The organism is Streptomyces sp. NPDC042259 (assembly GCF_055582085.1).
Map to the genome: position 1 here is coordinate 872,929 of NZ_JBVJDW010000001.1, position 15,823 is coordinate 888,751.

At 74.2% G+C, this 15,823-nt stretch carries 10 protein-coding genes; 5 read left to right on the forward strand and 5 right to left on the reverse strand.

Going from position 1 to position 15,823, the window contains the following annotated elements; all coding sequences use genetic code 11:
* Positions 1-124 precede the first annotated feature (124 nt).
* The gene (locus ACZ6MA_RS03960) at positions 125-2,260 is read left to right on the forward strand and encodes an FUSC family protein (RefSeq protein WP_469430814.1); all 2,136 of its coding nucleotides are present in this window, start codon (positions 125-127) and stop codon (positions 2,258-2,260) included.
* 310 nt (positions 2,261-2,570) lie between these two features.
* On the opposite strand, the gene ACZ6MA_RS03965 is transcribed toward ACZ6MA_RS03960, so the two are convergent.
* Positions 2,571-3,170: a TetR/AcrR family transcriptional regulator gene (locus ACZ6MA_RS03965; protein ID WP_469430815.1), complete on the reverse strand. Its 600-nt coding sequence runs from the start codon at positions 3,168-3,170 to the stop codon at positions 2,571-2,573.
* A 93-nt stretch (positions 3,171-3,263) separates the two neighbouring features.
* Here ACZ6MA_RS03965 and ACZ6MA_RS03970 point away from each other — a divergent pair, with 93 nt between their 5' ends.
* From ACZ6MA_RS03970 to ACZ6MA_RS03985, 4 genes are all read left to right on the forward strand, one after another.
* Positions 3,264-3,791 (forward strand): PH domain-containing protein, encoded by a 528-nt coding sequence (locus ACZ6MA_RS03970; protein ID WP_469431196.1) that lies wholly within the window; start codon positions 3,264-3,266, stop codon positions 3,789-3,791.
* A complete protein-coding gene (locus tag ACZ6MA_RS03975; RefSeq protein ID WP_469430817.1) occupies positions 3,788-5,332 on the forward strand; it encodes a PH domain-containing protein in 1,545 nt (514 codons plus the stop codon). Before ACZ6MA_RS03970 ends, ACZ6MA_RS03975 begins: the two co-directional genes overlap by 4 nt.
* A 313-nt stretch (positions 5,333-5,645) precedes the next feature.
* The gene (locus ACZ6MA_RS03980; RefSeq protein WP_469430818.1) at positions 5,646-7,403 is read left to right on the forward strand and encodes a sigma-70 family RNA polymerase sigma factor; all 1,758 of its coding nucleotides are present in this window, start codon (positions 5,646-5,648) and stop codon (positions 7,401-7,403) included.
* Between the two features lie 276 nt (positions 7,404-7,679).
* Positions 7,680-9,878 (forward strand): MMPL family transporter, encoded by a 2,199-nt coding sequence (locus tag ACZ6MA_RS03985; protein WP_469430821.1) that lies wholly within the window; start codon positions 7,680-7,682, stop codon positions 9,876-9,878.
* Here the strand turns inward: ACZ6MA_RS03985 and ACZ6MA_RS03990 are convergent.
* From ACZ6MA_RS03990 to iolB, 4 genes are all read right to left on the reverse strand, one after another.
* Complete coding sequence (locus tag ACZ6MA_RS03990) at positions 9,842-11,113, reverse strand: cytochrome P450 (protein WP_469430823.1); 1,272 nt, start codon at positions 11,111-11,113, stop codon at positions 9,842-9,844. The two genes, ACZ6MA_RS03985 and ACZ6MA_RS03990, sit on opposite strands and share 37 nt — an antisense overlap.
* Positions 11,114-11,500: 387 nt before the next feature.
* Positions 11,501-12,994 carry a CoA-acylating methylmalonate-semialdehyde dehydrogenase gene (locus tag ACZ6MA_RS03995; RefSeq protein ID WP_469430824.1) on the reverse strand — a complete coding sequence of 498 codons (1,494 nt, stop codon included), beginning with the start codon at positions 12,992-12,994 and terminating at the stop codon, positions 11,501-11,503.
* A gap of 15 nt (positions 12,995-13,009) precedes the next feature.
* Complete coding sequence (iolD, locus tag ACZ6MA_RS04000; RefSeq protein WP_469430825.1) at positions 13,010-14,887, reverse strand: 3D-(3,5/4)-trihydroxycyclohexane-1,2-dione acylhydrolase (decyclizing); 1,878 nt, start codon at positions 14,885-14,887, stop codon at positions 13,010-13,012.
* Complete coding sequence (gene iolB / locus ACZ6MA_RS04005; RefSeq protein WP_469430827.1) at positions 14,884-15,780, reverse strand: 5-deoxy-glucuronate isomerase; 897 nt, start codon at positions 15,778-15,780, stop codon at positions 14,884-14,886. Before iolB ends, iolD begins: the two co-directional genes overlap by 4 nt.
* Positions 15,781-15,823 lie beyond the last annotated feature (43 nt).

A 15,823-nucleotide genomic window follows, 5' to 3' on the forward strand; every position in this document is an offset into this window, starting at 1 on the left:
CGCGCCGCGACGGCGGGGGCGTCGCCCGACTCCGTGAAGCCCTGTCAGGTCAGGGAAGCGGCCACGGAAAGAAGCGGTCGGTCGCATTCCGCTCAGTTGCGGTCAGGACCGTAAGCTCGGGGGCATGACCTGGTCGAAGGCGCTGAAGGACACCGTCCGCACCGGGCTGACGGTCGAGCGGACCAAGTTGCAGCCGCTGGTCGCGGTGCGGGGTGCGGCCGGGGTGGCGATCGTCATCGGGGTCGTGCTGTGGCTCGCCACGCCGACGCTGGCGGTGTCGTCGGCCTTCGGGGCGTTCGCCTCCGCGCTGGTGACCTTCCAGCGGAGCTGGCGGCCACGGCCCGTGCTGGCCCTGGCGGTGGCGGCGGGGCTCGCGATCAGCACGTTCCTGGGGTACATGGCCGCCGCCGACCATGTCGTCTTCGCCGTGCTGCTGGTCGTCTGGACACTGTTCGCCGGGATGGCGTGGGCGGTCGGGCCGGTGTCGGGGATGGTCGCGACGCAGACCGTCGCGGTCATGCTGATCACCGTCACCCTGCCCACCTCCGTCGCGGGGGCGCTGCTGCACGCCGGGATCATCGTCTGCGCGGGCGTGGTCCAGGCCGCGCTGATCGTCGTCTTCCCGATCAGACCCTGGGGGCTGCAGCGCGACGCGCTCGCGGACGCGCTGGCCGCCGTGGCGGACTACGCGCGCAGGCTGCGGCACGACCCGGTGGCGCGGTTCGACGCGCAGCCACTGATGGACGCCCGCAGCGCCGCCGAACTGACTCCCCGGCAGGCCCGGAACCGGCCGCGTCAGCTGGGCGGGCCGCGCGGGGTCGCGGAGCGGCTGCGGCCGGTGCTGGCCTCGCTCGCCGACCCCGTCGTGGGCGCGCCCGCCGAGGGGCCGGAGCGGGGCCACGTACGGGATCTGCTGGCCGCCGCCGGGACCGTGCTGGACGCGGTGGCGCGGTCGATCCGCTGGGGCAGGCCGATACGGCTGCCGGCGGAGGCGATGGCGGTCCTGGAGGGTTCCGAGTCCGGTTCGATGCTCACGGGGCCCGCCCGTCGTTCGGCGCTGCGGCTGATCGCGCTGCTCGCGGACGCCGTCGAGGCCACCGACGAGCCCGTCAAGGAAACCCCTCCGGCGGGCGGGGAGCCCAAGGACGTCAAGGCCCCCGAGAAGCGCGGGGAGAAGGAGCCGTACCGCCATCTGCTGCGGCCCACCGTGCCCCGGCTGGTGCCGGTGGGGCTGCGGGCGCTGCGCCGGGAGGCGCGCTGGTCCTCGGCGATCGGGCGGCACGCGGTGCGGGTCGCGGGCGTCTCGCTGGCCGGGTACGCACTCGGCAGCGCGCTGCCGCTGGGGCACGGCTACTGGGCGCCGATGACGTCGGTCATGGTCATGCGGCCCGACTTCGGCCAGACGTACTCGCGCGGGGTCGCGCGCTTCGTCGGGACGCTCGTCGGGGTGTTCATCGGCGGCCTGGTGATGGCCCTCGCCCACCCCGGGCCGTGGGTGTGCGCGGGCCTCGCCGTGGTCTGCATCGCCCTGATGTACCTGCTGATGCGCACCGGTTACAGCGTGGCGTCGGCGTGCATCGCCGCGTACGTCGTCTTCCTGCTCGGCATCGCGGGCGGGGGCTGGTCGCAGACCGTGGAGGAACGGGTCATCCTCACCCTGCTGGGCGGGCTGCTGGCGATGGCGGCGTACGCGCTGTTCCCGGCGTGGGAGACGCCCAAGCTGCGCGACCGGCTCGCCGACTGGCTGGCGGCCAACGGCCGCTACTCCCTCGCCGTCCTCGACGCGTTCGCCCGGCCCGCCGACCGCAAGCCGCGCCGGGTACGGGAGTCCCTGCTCGACTCCCGGGCCGCGCGCCAGGCCTGGGAGGACACGGTGGCCCGCGCCCAGCGGGAGCCCGTGCGGCACCGGGGGCTCTCGCGCAGCGCGGAGCGCGGCGCGGAGGCGGCACTGGCCACGATGGGCCGGGCGACGATGCTGATGGAGGCCCACCTCCCGGACCGCGACGCCGCTCCCTCCAAGGAGGCCGACGACTTCGCGGCGGCCCTGCGCGCGGCCCTGCCGGACGCCGTCGCCGCCATCCGGGAACGGCGGGACCTGGACTGGTCCGGCCCCCTCCAGGCCTACGCCGCGTGGCAGGCACGGGTGGACGACGAGGGGGTGGCGGTGCGCGCCGCGGAACTCCTGGTCGACGCGCTGGACGAACTCGCGGGCGTCCTCTCCCGAGGACCGGGGGGCCGAAACCGGGCCGCTCGGCGCTGAGCCTTTGCCGTTGCCTTTGCCCTTGCCGTTGCCCTTGCCGGGCGTGCGCTTGGCCCTGCGGGCCGTGGGTGCGCACCTCCGCTGCGCGGAGGTTGTCCTCAATCGCCGGACGGGCTTGAAAATCAAGCCCGTCCGGCGATTGAGGACGCGCCCGCAGGGCGCCAGCCGCCGCAGGCGGCCAAGACGGCCCGCAGTCAAGGACCCGCCGGCCAGGCGAGAGGCGCCACGCCGCCGCAGGCGGCACGGGCCGGCCCGCGGCCGAAACACCGGCGGCCAGGCGAGAGGCGGCCAAGACGCCCGCCGGCACCGGCTACACGGTGAACAGCCCCTCCAAATGCGCATCCAGCAAGCGCAGCGCCCCCGGTCCGGACGTCACCTCCAGCAGCGTGTAGTTCGTCAGCCCGTCGATCAGCGCGATCAGCAGCATCGCTTCCGTGTCGGGGTCGCGGTCGGCGGGGATTTCGCCTCGGGTGATGGCCTGCCGGATCTGGGTGGCGAAGAGGGCGCGCAGGGCCGGGATGCCCTCCTTGGCGTGGCGGCGCAGGCGGTCGTCGTGGACGGCCCGGACGAAGTAGGCGATCTGGACGAGGTTGCCGGTGCGGCTCTCGTCGTCCAGGGGCAGCATCTCGACCGCCATCTCGCGCAGGATGTCGCGCGGGGCGGGGGCCTCGGCCAGGGCCTGGACGCGTTCGCCGACGCGGCGGGCCGCGAGGGCGCTGATGTGGTCGAGGGCGAAGACGAGCATCTCGTCCTTGCTGGAGAAGTAGTGCTGCAACTGCCCGAGCGAGATGCCCGCTTCGGCCGCGACGTCCCGCAGGCTCGCCCCGTCGAGACCACGCTCGCACGCGATCCTCCAGAGGGCCTCCGCGATCCTCCGGCGGCGTTCCTCGTGGTCCACCCGCTTGGGCACGTGGCGCCCCTCCTCGCTTTTACAGGTCGTTTGTATTGCTATACCTTAACCCCTGCCAATACGATTGACTTGCGAAAAGATCCGGGGGCGGTCATGGTCGGACACCGGCACCACACGCGCGTCAGGCTCCGGCCGCCGCGCAACAGCGTCGATCCCCGCGCCCGGCGGTGGTGGACCGTGCAGTCGCTGGTCACCGTCAGCGGGCCCGTGCTGCTGACCGCCCTGGCGCTGTTCGCCCTGTCCCTCCTCTTCTTTCCCGGGGCCCTGCCCTGGCTCGGTCCGCTGCTGCTGGTCGTCCTCGTGCTGCCCGCCCTGGCGTACACGCTGGCCATGCCGGCCATGCGGTACCGCGTGCACGCCTGGGAGCTGGGGGAAAACGCGGTCTACGCCGCGAGCGGGTGGTTCTGGCAGAAGCGGCGGATAGCCCCGCTCTCGCGCGTCCAGACCGTCGACACCGGACGCGGGCCGATACAGCGGTACTTCGGGCTCGCCACGGTCACCGTCACCACCGCTTCCACGGCCGGTGACGTGAAGATCGCGGGGCTCTCCGACGCCGACGCCCGGCTGCTGGCCGAGCGCATCACCGCCGCCACCGGCACCGTCCCGGAGGACGCCGCGTGACCGGGCCGGGCCCGGCCGGGCCGGGACGCGACGGCTGGCGGTCGCTCGCCCGCCGCACCCTCCTCGTGCACTGCACCTGGATGGCCGCACCGCTGGGCTCGCTGGCGCTCGCCGCGCTGGCCACCGGGGGCCGGCTCGACGCCCGGGGGTGGGTCACCCTCGGGGTCATCGGAGTCGTCTTCGCCGTCGTCACCACCGCCGGCCTCGTCACGTGGTCGCGCACCCGCTACCGCGTCACCGACGACTCCCTCGAACTGCGCACGGGCCTGTTCACCCGGCGGCTGCGGTCGATCCCGCTGCACCGCGTGCGCAACGTCGACCTGACCGCCAACCCCGTCCAGCGGGTCCTGGGGCTCACGGTGCTCCGGGCGGGCACGGCCGGTTCGGCGGGCGGACGCAGCGAGCTGTCCCTGGACGCCCTGGCCAGGGCCGAGGCCGTGCGGCTGCGGGCCGAACTCCTCGCGCGGGCGGGGGCCGTGAGCGGCCGGGACCCGGTGCTCGCCACCACCGATCCGCGCCGGCTGCGCTACGCGCCGCTCACGTTCTGGGTCTTCGGAGGCGTCTTCGCCGCGCTGGGCGCCGTGTGGAGGGTGTTCGACGGGATCGGGGTCAAGCCGTGGCGGATCGGCATCGTCCGCCGGTCGTTCGAGGAGTTCGGCCACAGCGCCCTGTGGCTCACCGTCCCGCTGGCCCTGCTCGCGGTGGTGGTGACCGGCGTGCTCGGCTCGGTGCTTCTCTACGCCGAGAACTGGGGGCGGTACCGCCTGGAGTGGACCGACGAGGCGACCCTCGGCATCCGCCACGGCCTGCTGACGACCCGTTCCGTTTCCATCGAGCGGGCCAGGCTGCGCGGAGTGGCCCTGCGCGAGCCGCTGCTGCTGCGCGCGGGCGGCGGCGCGAGCGTACGGGCGGTCGCCGGCGGCCTCGGCAACCGCGAGGAGAACCGCAAGCGCAGCGCCCTCCTGCCACCCGCCTCCCGCGCCGAGGCGCTGCGGGTGTGCGCGGGGGTGCTGGGCGAGGAGGTCGACACGGACGCGCTGCGCCCGCACCCCCGGGTGGCCCTGCGGCGCCGGATCGTGCGCGCGCTGATGTGGGGCGTCCTGCCGCCGACGGCGGTGCTGGCCCTGCTGGGGTGGCTGCTCACCCCCGTGCTGCTGTACTGCGCGGCGGGTTACGCGCTGCTCGCGGCCCCGGTCGCCTGGGGCCTCGCGCACGACGCCTACCGCGCGCTGGGGCACGCGGTGCGGGGCCGCCATCTGATCGTGCGGTCCGGCACCTTCGGCCGGGAGACCGTCACGCTGCGCCGGGACGCGGTGCTGGCGTGGACGTTCTCGGACACGCCGTTCTCCCGCCGGGCGGGCGTCGTCACCGTCACGGCCGGGGTCGCGGCCGGCGAGGACGGATACCGCATCCGGGACATGTCGGCCACGGAGGCGGCGGACTTCGCGGACCTCGCGACGCCGGGCATCGTGACGGAGTTCCTGGACGGATCACCGTCCGCCCCGCACCCCCGCAACCCGGGTGACGAGAGGCGCATTTAGGGCACACCGGTGCAGTCGAGACGCACGTGAGGTGCTTCACACCGGGCCCGCGCCGGACCGGTCCGGGTCCCGGCCCGGGGCCCGGCCCGACGCGCTGCCGATCTTCCGGAAACCCGCTCTGAGCTGGCCGTTCGCCGACTGTTTCCGCACGGGCCCAGCCATCGGGGGCCGGGCGCCGCCACCCCCGCCCACCCGCCGTCCCGATCTTTTCCCCCGAACCGATCTCCACTTTCTTGTTATTGGATGAGCGCCTTCGGGTCTCCCATGTGTCGGGACGGCAATCGACTCAGGTGCGGAAAGAGGTGGGCGGGACGTGCGGAACGACAGCGTGACCGTGGCCGTGATCGAGGCAGCGCGCGCCGGGAACACCGCCGCGCAGGACGAACTCGTCGCCGCGTACCTGCCGCTGGTCTACAACATCGTCGGCCGCGCGCTGAACGGGCACGCGGACGTCGACGACGTGGTCCAGGAGACCATGCTCCGCATGATCAACGGCCTTGACGGGCTGCGGGATCCGGCCTCCTGCCGGTCCTGGCTCGTCGCGATCACGATGAACCAGATACGCGGCCACTGGCGGGACGGACAACGCGAGGAGACCCCCGTGGGCGGACTCCAGGAGGTCGGCCGCGAAGTGCCGGACACCGGTGCCGACTTCGTGGACATCACGATCATGCGGCTGGGCCTGTCGGGCCAACGCCGCGAGGTCGCGGAAGCCACCCGCTGGCTGGACGACGGGGACCGCGACGTGCTGTCCCTGTGGTGGCTGGAGGCCGGGGGCGAGCTGACCCGCGCCGAGGTCGCCACCGCACTGGGCCTCTCCCCGCAGCACACCGCCGTGCGCGTCCAGCGCTGCAAGGCCCAGCTCGACATCGCCCGGGGCGTCGTCCGGGCCCTGGCCGCCGACCCGCGCTGCCGGGAACTCGCCGAACTCGTCGCGCCCTGGGACGGCACCCCCTCCGCGCTGTGGCGCAAGCGCCTCGCCCGGCACACGCGGGGCTGCGCGGACTGCGGCGGCGCCGGGACGTCCCTGGTCCCCGCCGAGGGGCTGCTCGCCGGTCTCGGCCTGGTGCCCGTCACGGGCGCGCTGCTCGGGTGGTGGGGCGGCGGCTCCGTGCTCGACACCCAGCCGGTGGCGTACGCCTCACCCCCGGGCCCCGCACCCGCTCCGGCCCCCGACCCGTACGCCGATCCGCACGACTGCGTCCCCGCCTCCCCGACACCGGAACCGTCCCCGATACCGAATCAGGCCGCTATGCCGAATCGTTCCTCCATACCGAACCAGCCCTCCGCTCCCCGCAGCCACCGCGCCCGCGGCAACCGCACCGCCGTACGCGCGGGGATCGGGGCCGGAGTGCTCGCCCTGATCGGCGGCGGCGTGCTGGGCGGCCCGTACCTCTTCTCCGACTCCTCCGAGAGCACCGAGCCGAAGGCCGCGAGTGCCCCCGGGCAGGCCGTGCCCTTCGGGGACCGCACCCCCTCACCGATCGAGACCTCCGCCACGGCGTCCGCCAAGCCCTCGTCCAGCGGCAGCCCGTCGGCGTCGGCATCGGCGTCCAAGAAGCCCTCCCCCAAGGCCTCCGCCTCGGCGAAGTCCTCGGCCCCCGAGGCGAGCGCGACGACGTCGAAGCCCCGGCGTGATGCCGCGCCGGCCCGCCCGAAGCCGAAGCCGCCCACCGGCAACGCGGGTGGCGGCAGCACCGCGCAGCAGGTCATCGCCCTCGTCAACGACGAGCGGGCCAAGGCGGGTTGCTCGCCGCTGACGAGCAACTCGCAGCTGACCACGGCCGCCCAGCGCCACTCCGACGACATGGCCGCCCGCGACTACATGGACCACACCAACCCCGACGGCCAGGGCCCCGGCGAGCGCATCACCGCCGCCGGGTACCGGTGGAGCACGTACGGCGAGAACGTCGCCGCCGGGCAGAGCGGCCCGGCGGCCGTCATGAACTCCTGGATGAACAGCTCCGGCCACCGCCAGAACATCCTCAACTGCGCGTTCAAGGAGATCGGCGTAGGAGTCACCTCCGACTCCGGCGGCCCGAAGTGGACACAGGTCTTCGGGGCGCGTTAGTCCTTGGGCTTTGCTTTGGCCGATGGGGACGGCCTCAGCCGAATCAAGCCCGTCCGGCGATTGAGGACGCGCCCGCAGGGCGCCCGCCGCCGCAGGCGGCCACGACGGCCCGCAGCCGAAGAGCCGTCCGTCAGGCGAGAGACGGCACAACCGGCCACGTCATCGCCAACGGCCGCTCTTGCGACCGCACTTGCCGACCCGCTAAACAGAGGCGTGAAGCCCACCCCGCGCAGCCCGGCCGCAGGCCAACGCCGCGCGTGGGTCGTGTTGCTCCTGGTGTCCCTGTTTGGCGGTGTGGCCGCCATGGGCGCGTTCGGGATCCACGCGCGGCTATCGGCCGAGGCCATCCTGCCCGCCTCGGCCCAGTCCGTCCGCGCCGACGCCGCCCTGGTCTCCCGCTTCGGTGCCGGGGAGCCGCATCTGACGCTGCTCGCCACGGCCCCCGGCTCGGGAAACGGCTCGGGGACGGTCGACGAGACGCGAGCCACAGCCTACGGCCGAAGGCTCACCGCCCGGCTCGCGGCCGACCCCCGCACCGCCTGGGTCCGTAGTTACTGGCCCCGGCGTGTCCCCGAGCTGCGTACGGCCGACGGGCACCGTGCCCTGGTGCTGGTGCGGTTCCGGGGGGACGAACGCGCCTCCCGCGCCGCCGGTGACGACGTCGTCGCCCGGTACACCGGGAGGTCCGGGCCGCTGCGCGTCTCCGCCGCCGGCCGGCTCGCCGTCCTCTCCGAGAGCGACCGCCTCAGCGAGCGGGGCCTGCGTCTGGCCGAGATCGTCGCCATGCCGCTGGTGCTGCTGGTCCTGCTGTGGACGTTCGGGAGCGCGGTGGCGGCGCTGATCCCGGTGGCGGTGGGCGTGCTCGCGGTCGTCGGCACCACGGCGTTCCTGCGCCTGCTGACCGAGGTGACCGCCGTGTCGGCGTTCGCTCTCAACATCACCACCGCCCTGGGTTTCGGACTCGCCGTGGACTACTGCCTGTTCCTGGTCAGCCGTTTCCGTGCGGAACTGGAGCGGGGGGCGGCATCCGGCCCGGCCGTGCGGGTGACGCTGCGGACGGCCGGGCGGGCCGTGGTGTTCTCCGGGGCCATCGTCGCCGTGTGCCTGTGCACGCTGCTCGTCTTTCCGCTCCCCCTGGTCCGGTCGATCGCCTATGGCGGTGTCGCGGTGGTGCTGGCCTCCGTCGCGGGGGTGCTGCTGGTGGTTCCCGCGCTGCTGGTGCTGCTCGGGGAGCGCGTCAACCGGTGGGACGTCTTCGCCCGGCTGCGGCCGCGTCGCAGGGCGCTCACCGCCGAGGGGGCGGGCGCCTGGTACCGGCTGGCGATCTGGGTGACGCGGAGGCCGGCGGCGGTCGCGGTGGGCGTGCTGCTCCTGCTCGGGCTCCTGGCCGCGCCGTCCGCCCTGACGAAGTTCGGCATGTACGGCGACCGGCTGCTCCCCCGGTCCTCCCCCGTCGCCCGGACGTCCCAGGAGGTGCGGGACGCCTTCGCGGCGACCGTGTCGGACCGGCCGTCCGTCGTTCTGCTCGGCCCGCGTGCCACGCGTTCCGGGGACGCGCTCGACGGCTTCGCCCGCCGCCTGTCCCACGTGCCGGGTGTGGAGCGGGTGGACACGGCCACCGGTGCCTACCGGCGGGGACGGACGTCGGCGCTCCCGCCCGGTGCGGCGGAGCGGTTCACGACCGGTGGCGCCACATGGCTGTCGGTCCTCCCTTCCGCCACGAGACCCTCCGCCCCCTCGGCGGGGCCCCTCCCGCTGGACGGGCTGACGCCGCAGGGCAGCCGGCTGGCCGCGCGGCTGCGCGCGGTCCCCGCCCCGGCGGCGGTGCTCGTGGGCGGGGCGGGTGCGCAACTGGACGACGTCGAGCGCGCGTTGGCCTCCCGGCTGCCCCTCGCCGTCGGTTTCGCCGCCTGCGCCACCTTCGTGCTGCTCCTGCTGTTCACCCGCAGCCTCCTCATCCCGGTCAAGGCGCTGCTGTTGAACGCCCTGAGCCTGCTGGCGACGTTCGGGATCCTGGTCGCCGTCTTCCAGGAGGGGTGGTCGTCCGGGCCGTTCTTCGGGCCCCAGGGCGCGGGGGTCACCGATGTGATCGCTCCGTTGATGTTCTCGGTCGCGTTCGGTCTCTCCATGGACTACGAGATGTTCCTGTTGTCGCGCATCGTCGAGGAGCACCGCCGGGGAGCGTCGACGTCGGTGGCCGTTGCCACCGGACTGCAGCACAGCGGGCGGCTGTTCACCTCGGCGGCCGTCGTGTTCGCGACCGTGATGGCCTCGCTCGCGCTGTCGGACCTGCTGCACCTCCAGGTCGTCGGCACCGGGCTGGCGGTGGCCGTCCTGCTGGACTGCACCGTCATCCGGGCGCTGCTCGTGCCCGCCGTGATGCAGCTCGCGGGCCGGGCGAACTGGTGGCTGCCCGGGCCGGGCGCGTGGCCGGGCCGTCAGGCGAGGAAGACCGGCAGGGACCGTACCCCGTAGACGATGGACAGCTGCCGGAAGTCCAGGCCGTCCGGCTCGACCGCCAGTCGCGCGGCGGGGAACCGGCGTATCAGCGCGGGGTAGGCGGCCCGTAGCTCCATCCTCGCCAGTTCCGCGCCGATACACCGATGGACGCCGTGACCGAAGGCCAGGTGGGGCGCGACGGGCCGGGCCGGGTCGAATTCCGTCGCGCCGGGGCCCGGGGGCCCGGCGCGGTTGGCGGCACTGAGGGAGCACAGCACCACGTCCCCCTTGGCGATGCGCACGCCGGAGACGACGACGTCCCGCCGGGCGAATCGCGGGAACGCCACCTGGACGACCGAGAGGTGGCGCAGGAGTTCCTCCACCAGGCCGTCGACGGCCGCCTCCCCGTCCCGGACCCGGCGGCACAGCGCGGGGTTCCCCAGCAGGACGAGGAATCCCAGGGCCAGCATGCTCGCCGTCGTCTCCAGCCCGCCGGTCAGCACCCCGTCGGCCAGCCCGGCGAGTTCCCGGTCGTCGATCTCGTCGCCGTGCTCGCGTACGAGCATGCCCAGCAGACCGTCACCGGGGGACGCCCTTTGCTGTCGCACCCATTCCGTCAGCTGCGCCAGGGACGCGGAGGTGGCGCCGAACAGGCCGTCCAGCCCGGTTGAGGCGTCGAAGTGGGCCACGCTCAGTTCCTGGAATTCCGGGCGGCTCGCGTGCGGCACCCCGAGCAGTTCGCAGAGCGTCAGGGCCGGGACGGGCAGCGCGAACGACGTCACCAGGTCGACGGGGCCCGGCTGGGCCGCCATCGCGTCGAGCCGGGCCCCGATGATCTCGTCGATGACGGGGGCGAGCCTGCCGAGCCGCCGCACGGTGAACTCCGGTGTCAGCAGGCGGCGCAGCCTCGTGTGCTCGGGCGGGTCGCTGAATCCGAGCCCCCCGGGGTGCTGTCCCGCCTTGACGCCCGCCTTCCCCACCAGACCGGAGAAGTCGCTGCTGAACGCGTCCGCCCCGCCGAGGACCGCCTTGACCTCCTCGCGGCCGGTGACGAGCCAGACGTCGACGCCGAACCGTCCCGCCACCCTGGTGATCGGCTCGGCCCCGTTCTCGCGCCCCCGGCCGACGACGGGGTCCAGCCCCTCCCGCCGCAGGGCGACCAACACCGAGTCCGGCAGCGACGATCCGGGGGAACGGCCCTTGCCGGCGCGCGCTCGCGCGAGGGGGATACGGGACAGGAGCGAGACGACGGGGCAGCGGCGACCGCTCATGCCGGGACCATACCGTCGGGCCGTCTTCCCCATGCGGGCCGCGCCTCCGATTCCACCGAACCGGTGAGAAGGGGGCGGCACCACGGAAGCGGGGGGCCGGTCGCCCGGTTACCGCCCCGCCCACCGGCCGAGCGTCGTCTCGGCGCGGGTGCGGGCCTCGGGTGTCAGATCCGTCAGGTGTGCGCGGTGGTCGGCCGCCCGCGCCGTGGGGACCAGCGGGCCGGCGAGCAGACCCAGGGGTGACGAGGCGGCGGAGCGTCCGGGTGCGCGTGGGGGTGCGTGTGGAGTCCTTCATGCCCGCCGGTCAACCGGCCGGGCCCGGCCGGCCGGACCCCCCGGCGCGCGTGAGCGGTCTCCCCCGCGTGGGGGAGACCGCCGGGCGGCGGGTCAGCGGTGGCTGGGGAAGCCCAGGTCGACGCCGCCGTCCTCCGGGTCCGGCCAGCGCGTGGTGACGACCTTGCCCCGGGTGTAGAAGCGGACACCGTCGTTGCCGTAGATGTGGTGGTCGCCGCAGATCGAGTCCTTCCAGCCGCCGAAGGAGTGGTAGCCGACCGGCACCGGGATGGGGACGTTGACGCCCACCATGCCCGCCTCGACCTCCAGTTGGAAGCGGCGGGCCGCGCCGCCGTCGCGGGTGAAGATGGCGGTGCCGTTGCCCCAGGGCGAGGAGTTGATCAGGGCGATGCCCTCCTCGTAGGTGGCAGCGCGCAGCACGCACAGGACGGGGCCGAAGATCTCGTCGCGGTAGGCGTCCGCGTCGGTGGACACCTTGTCCAGCAGGGAAAGGCCGATCCAGTGGCCGTCCTCGTGGCCCTCGACGGTGAAGCCCGTGCCGTCGAGGACGACCTCGGCGCCCTGGGCGGCCGCGCCGTGCACGTAGGAGGCGACCTTGTCGCGGTGGGCCTTGGTGATCAGCGGGCCCATCTCGGACGTGGGGTCGCTGCCGGGACCGATCTTGATCTTCTCGGCGCGGTCGCGGATCTTCGCTACGAGCGCGTCACCCGTGTCGCCCACCGCGACGACCGCCGAGATCGCCATGCAGCGCTCACCGGCCGAGCCGTAGGCGGCCGAGACGGCAGCGTCGGCGGCGGCGTCGAGATCGGCGTCGGGGAGGACCAGCATGTGGTTCTTGGCGCCGCCGAGGGCCTGGACGCGCTTGCCGTGGGCCGTGGCCACGCCGTGGATGTGACGGGCGACGGGCGTGGAGCCGACGAAGGAGACCGCCGCGACGTCCGGGTGTTCCAGCAGCCGGTCGACGGCGGCCTTGTCACCGTGCACGACGTTCAGCACACCGTCCGGCAGCCCGGCCTCGGCGGCGAGTTCGGCCAGGCGCAGCGCGGCGGAGGGGTCCTTCTCGCTGGGCTTGAGGACGAAGGTGTTGCCGCAGGCGATGGCGAGCGGGAACATCCACATCGGCACCATGGCCGGGAAGTTGAACGGGGTGATGCCCACGACGACGCCGAGCGGCTGACGGATCGAGGCGACGTCCACGCCGCCGGACACCTGGGTGGACAGCTCGCCCTTGAGCTGGAGGGTGATTCCGCAGGCCAGCTCGACGATCTCCAGGCCGCGGGCGACCTCGCCGAGCGCGTCGGAGTGCACCTTGCCGTGCTCGGCGGTGATCAGCTCGGCGAGTTCGTCGCGGTGGGCGTCGAGCAGGGCGCGGTAGCGGAAGAGTACGGCGGTGCGCGCCGCCAGCGAGGACGTGCCCCAGGTGCCGAACGCGGCCTTGGCCGCCGCGACGGCCGCGTCGACCTCCTCGGCGGACGCGAACGCGACCCGGGTGGTGACGGCACCGGTGGCCGGGTCGGTGACCTGGCCGAACGCGCCGGAGGCACCCTCGACGGACGTGCCGCCGATCCAGTGGTTGACGGTCTTCATCTGCTGCGACCTCTCTTACGTTCCCAGGTGACGGCGGCGGGCGGCGGCGTGACGCTCGTACACGCGGCGGGCCGCGACGGCCGCCGGGCGGGTCGCGGTCTCGGCGACAGGCACATCCCACCACGCCTGGGCGGGGGGCGCCCCGGACACACTGTCGGCTGTTTCGGTCTCCACGTAGACACATGTGGGCCGGTCCGAGGCGCGTGCCTGCGCGAGTGCCGTGCGCAGCTCACCGGCCGTGCGGGCGCGCAGTACGACCATGCCGAGGGAGGCGGCGTTGGCGGCCAGGTCCACGGGCAGCGGGTCGCCGGTGTACGTGCCGTCGGCGGCCCGGTAGCGGTAGGCCGTGCCGAAGCGTTCGGCGCCGACCGCCTCCGAGAGGCCGCCGATGGAAGCGTAGCCGTGGTTCTGGATCAGGACGACCTTGATCGGCAGGTTCTCCTGGACGGCGGTGACGAGTTCGGTGGGCATCATCAGGTACGTGCCGTCGCCGACGAGCGCCCATACGGGCCGGTCGGGGGCGGCCAGCCGGACGCCGATCGCGGCGGGGATCTCGTAGCCCATGCAGGAGTAGCCGTACTCCAGGTGGTACTGGCGGCGGGAGCGGGCCCGCCACAGCTTGTGCAGATCGCCGGGGAGCGAGCCCGCCGCGTTGACGATCACGTCGTCGTCGCCGACGACGGCGTCCAGCGCGCCCAGTACCTGGGCCTGGGTGGGGCGGGCGCCCGGGTCCGGCACGGCGTACGCGCGCTCGACCTCCGCTTCCCAGGAGGCCTTCCCGGCGGCGTACTCCCTCGCGTACGGGGCCGGCACCCGGTACCCGGCCAGGGCCTCGGTGAGGGCCTCCAGTCCGGTGCGGGCGTCGGCGGTCAGCGGCAGGGCGGCGAGCTTGTGGGCGTCGAAGGAGGTGATGTTGAGGTTGACGAAGCGGACGCCGGGCGCGAAGAGGGTCGCGGAGGCGGTGGTGAAGTCGCTGTAGCGGGTGCCGACGCCGAGGACCACGTCGGCGGTGCGGGCCAGTTCGTCGGCGACGGCCGTGCCCGTGTGTCCGATGCCGCCGACGTCGGCCGGGTGGTCGTGGCGCAGCGCGCCCTTGCCCGCCTGGGTCGAGGCGACGGGGATGCCGGTCGCCTCGGCCAGGGCGCGCAGGGCGTCCTCGGCCTCGCTGTGGTGGACGCCGCCGCCCGCGACGATCAGGGGGCGCCGGGCGGCCCGCACGACGGCCGCCGCCCCGGCGGTCGCGGCCGGGTCGGGCGCCGGGCGGCGCACGTGCCAGACGCGGTCGGCGAAGAACTCCTCGGGCCAGTCGTACGCCTCGGTCTGGACGTCCTGCGGCAGGGCGAGGGTGACGGCCCCGGTCTCGGCGGGGTCGGCCAGCACCCGCATGGCCGTCAGGGCGGCGGGGATCAGCGCCTCGGGGCGGGTGATCCGGTCGAAGTAGCGGGAGACGGGGCGCAGACAGTCGTTGACGGAGACGTCGCCCGCGCCGGGGTGTTCGAGCTGCTGGAGGACGGGGTCGGCGGGCCGGGTGGCGAAGGTGTCGCCGGGCAGCAGCAGGACGGGCAGCCGGTTGACCGTGGCGAGCGCGGCACCGGTGACGAGGTTGGTGGCGCCGGGGCCGATGGACGTGGTGACGGCGTGCGCGGCGAGCCGGTCGCGCTGGCGGGCGTAGCCGACGGCGGCGTGCACCATGGCCTGTTCGTTGCGGCCCTGGAGGTAGGGCAGGGCGCCCTCGGACTCCAGCAGGGCCTGCCCGATGCCGGCGACGTTGCCGTGGCCGAAGATCCCCCAGCAGGCGCCGATCAGCCGTTGCCGCCGGCCGTCGCGCTCGGTGTACTGGTGGGCGAGGAAGGCGACGAGGGCCTGGGCGACCGTGCGGCGTCGGGTGGTCATCGGGCGTCTCCCTGGGCGGGTTCCCGGCGGGCGGGGTAGAGGGGCAGTCGTGGGTCCACGGGCCGCTCGGGCCAGGTGTCGCGGATCCAGGCGTGGTCGGGGTGGTCGCGGATCAGCCACTGCCGCTCGGCGCCCGGCCCGGCCATGACGTTGAGGTAGTACATGTCGTGGCCGGGCGCGGCCATGGACGGGCCGTGCCAGCCGTCGGGGATCAGCACGGTGTCACCGCCGCGGACTTCGGCGAGGACATCCGTCCCCTTCTCCCTCGACGGCGACACCCGCTGGTAGCCCAGGCCGCGGTCGCCGGCGATCTCGAAGTAGTAGATCTCCTCCAGCTCCGCTTCGACACCGGGGTGGTGCTCGTCGTGCTTGTGCGGCGGGTAGGAGGACCAGTTGCCGCCGGGGGTGAGCACTTCGACGGCGATGAGCCGGTCGCACGCGAAGACGTCCGCGGCGGCGAAGTTGTTGACCTGCCGGGAGCAGTTGCCGGTGCCGCGCAGTTCGACGGGCACACCGGAGGCGGGCCCGTAGCGGGCGGGCAGCCGGCGCTCGCAGCGCGCCCCGGTGAGGGCGAAGCGGCCGCCGGCCGGGGAGGTGACGGTGACGTGCGTGTCGCGGGGGACGTAGGCGAAGTCGGTGACGGCGGTGAAGACGCTGTCCCGGCCGTGGAGGTCGAAGGTCTCGCCGCCGTCGATGGCGACCGCGCAGCCGCCGCCGAGGGGGAGCACGATCCATTCGCTGTCGCCGGTGGGGAAGGTGTGGCTGCCGCCGGGGGGCAACTCCAGTACGCGCAGGGAGGAGTAGCGCCAGCCGGCGCGCTCGGGGGTGACGTCGAGGGCGTAGTCGGTGCCGGTCGCCGTGCCGGCGGGGAGGTGGTGCGCTGCGGAGGTCATACGGTCCTCGTCTCGTGTCGTTCCAGCCCGTCCCGCGATTGAG

Bases quoted from the DNA above. Each gene is read 5' to 3' on its own strand.
- ACZ6MA_RS03960 (WP_469430814.1), top strand. From the start codon at position 125: ATGACCTGGTCGAAGGCGCTGAAGGACACCGTCCGCACCGGGCTGACG.
- ACZ6MA_RS03970 (WP_469431196.1), top strand. From the start codon at position 3,264: ATGGTCGGACACCGGCACCACACGCGCGTCAGGCTCCGGCCGCCGCGC.
- ACZ6MA_RS03990 (WP_469430823.1), bottom strand. From the start codon at position 11,113: ATGAGCGGTCGCCGCTGCCCCGTCGTCTCGCTCCTGTCCCGTATCCCC.
- ACZ6MA_RS03995 (WP_469430824.1), bottom strand. From the start codon at position 12,994: ATGAAGACCGTCAACCACTGGATCGGCGGCACGTCCGTCGAGGGTGCC.
- iolD (WP_469430825.1), bottom strand. From the start codon at position 14,887: ATGACCACCCGACGCCGCACGGTCGCCCAGGCCCTCGTCGCCTTCCTC.
- iolB (WP_469430827.1), bottom strand. From the start codon at position 15,780: ATGACCTCCGCAGCGCACCACCTCCCCGCCGGCACGGCGACCGGCACC.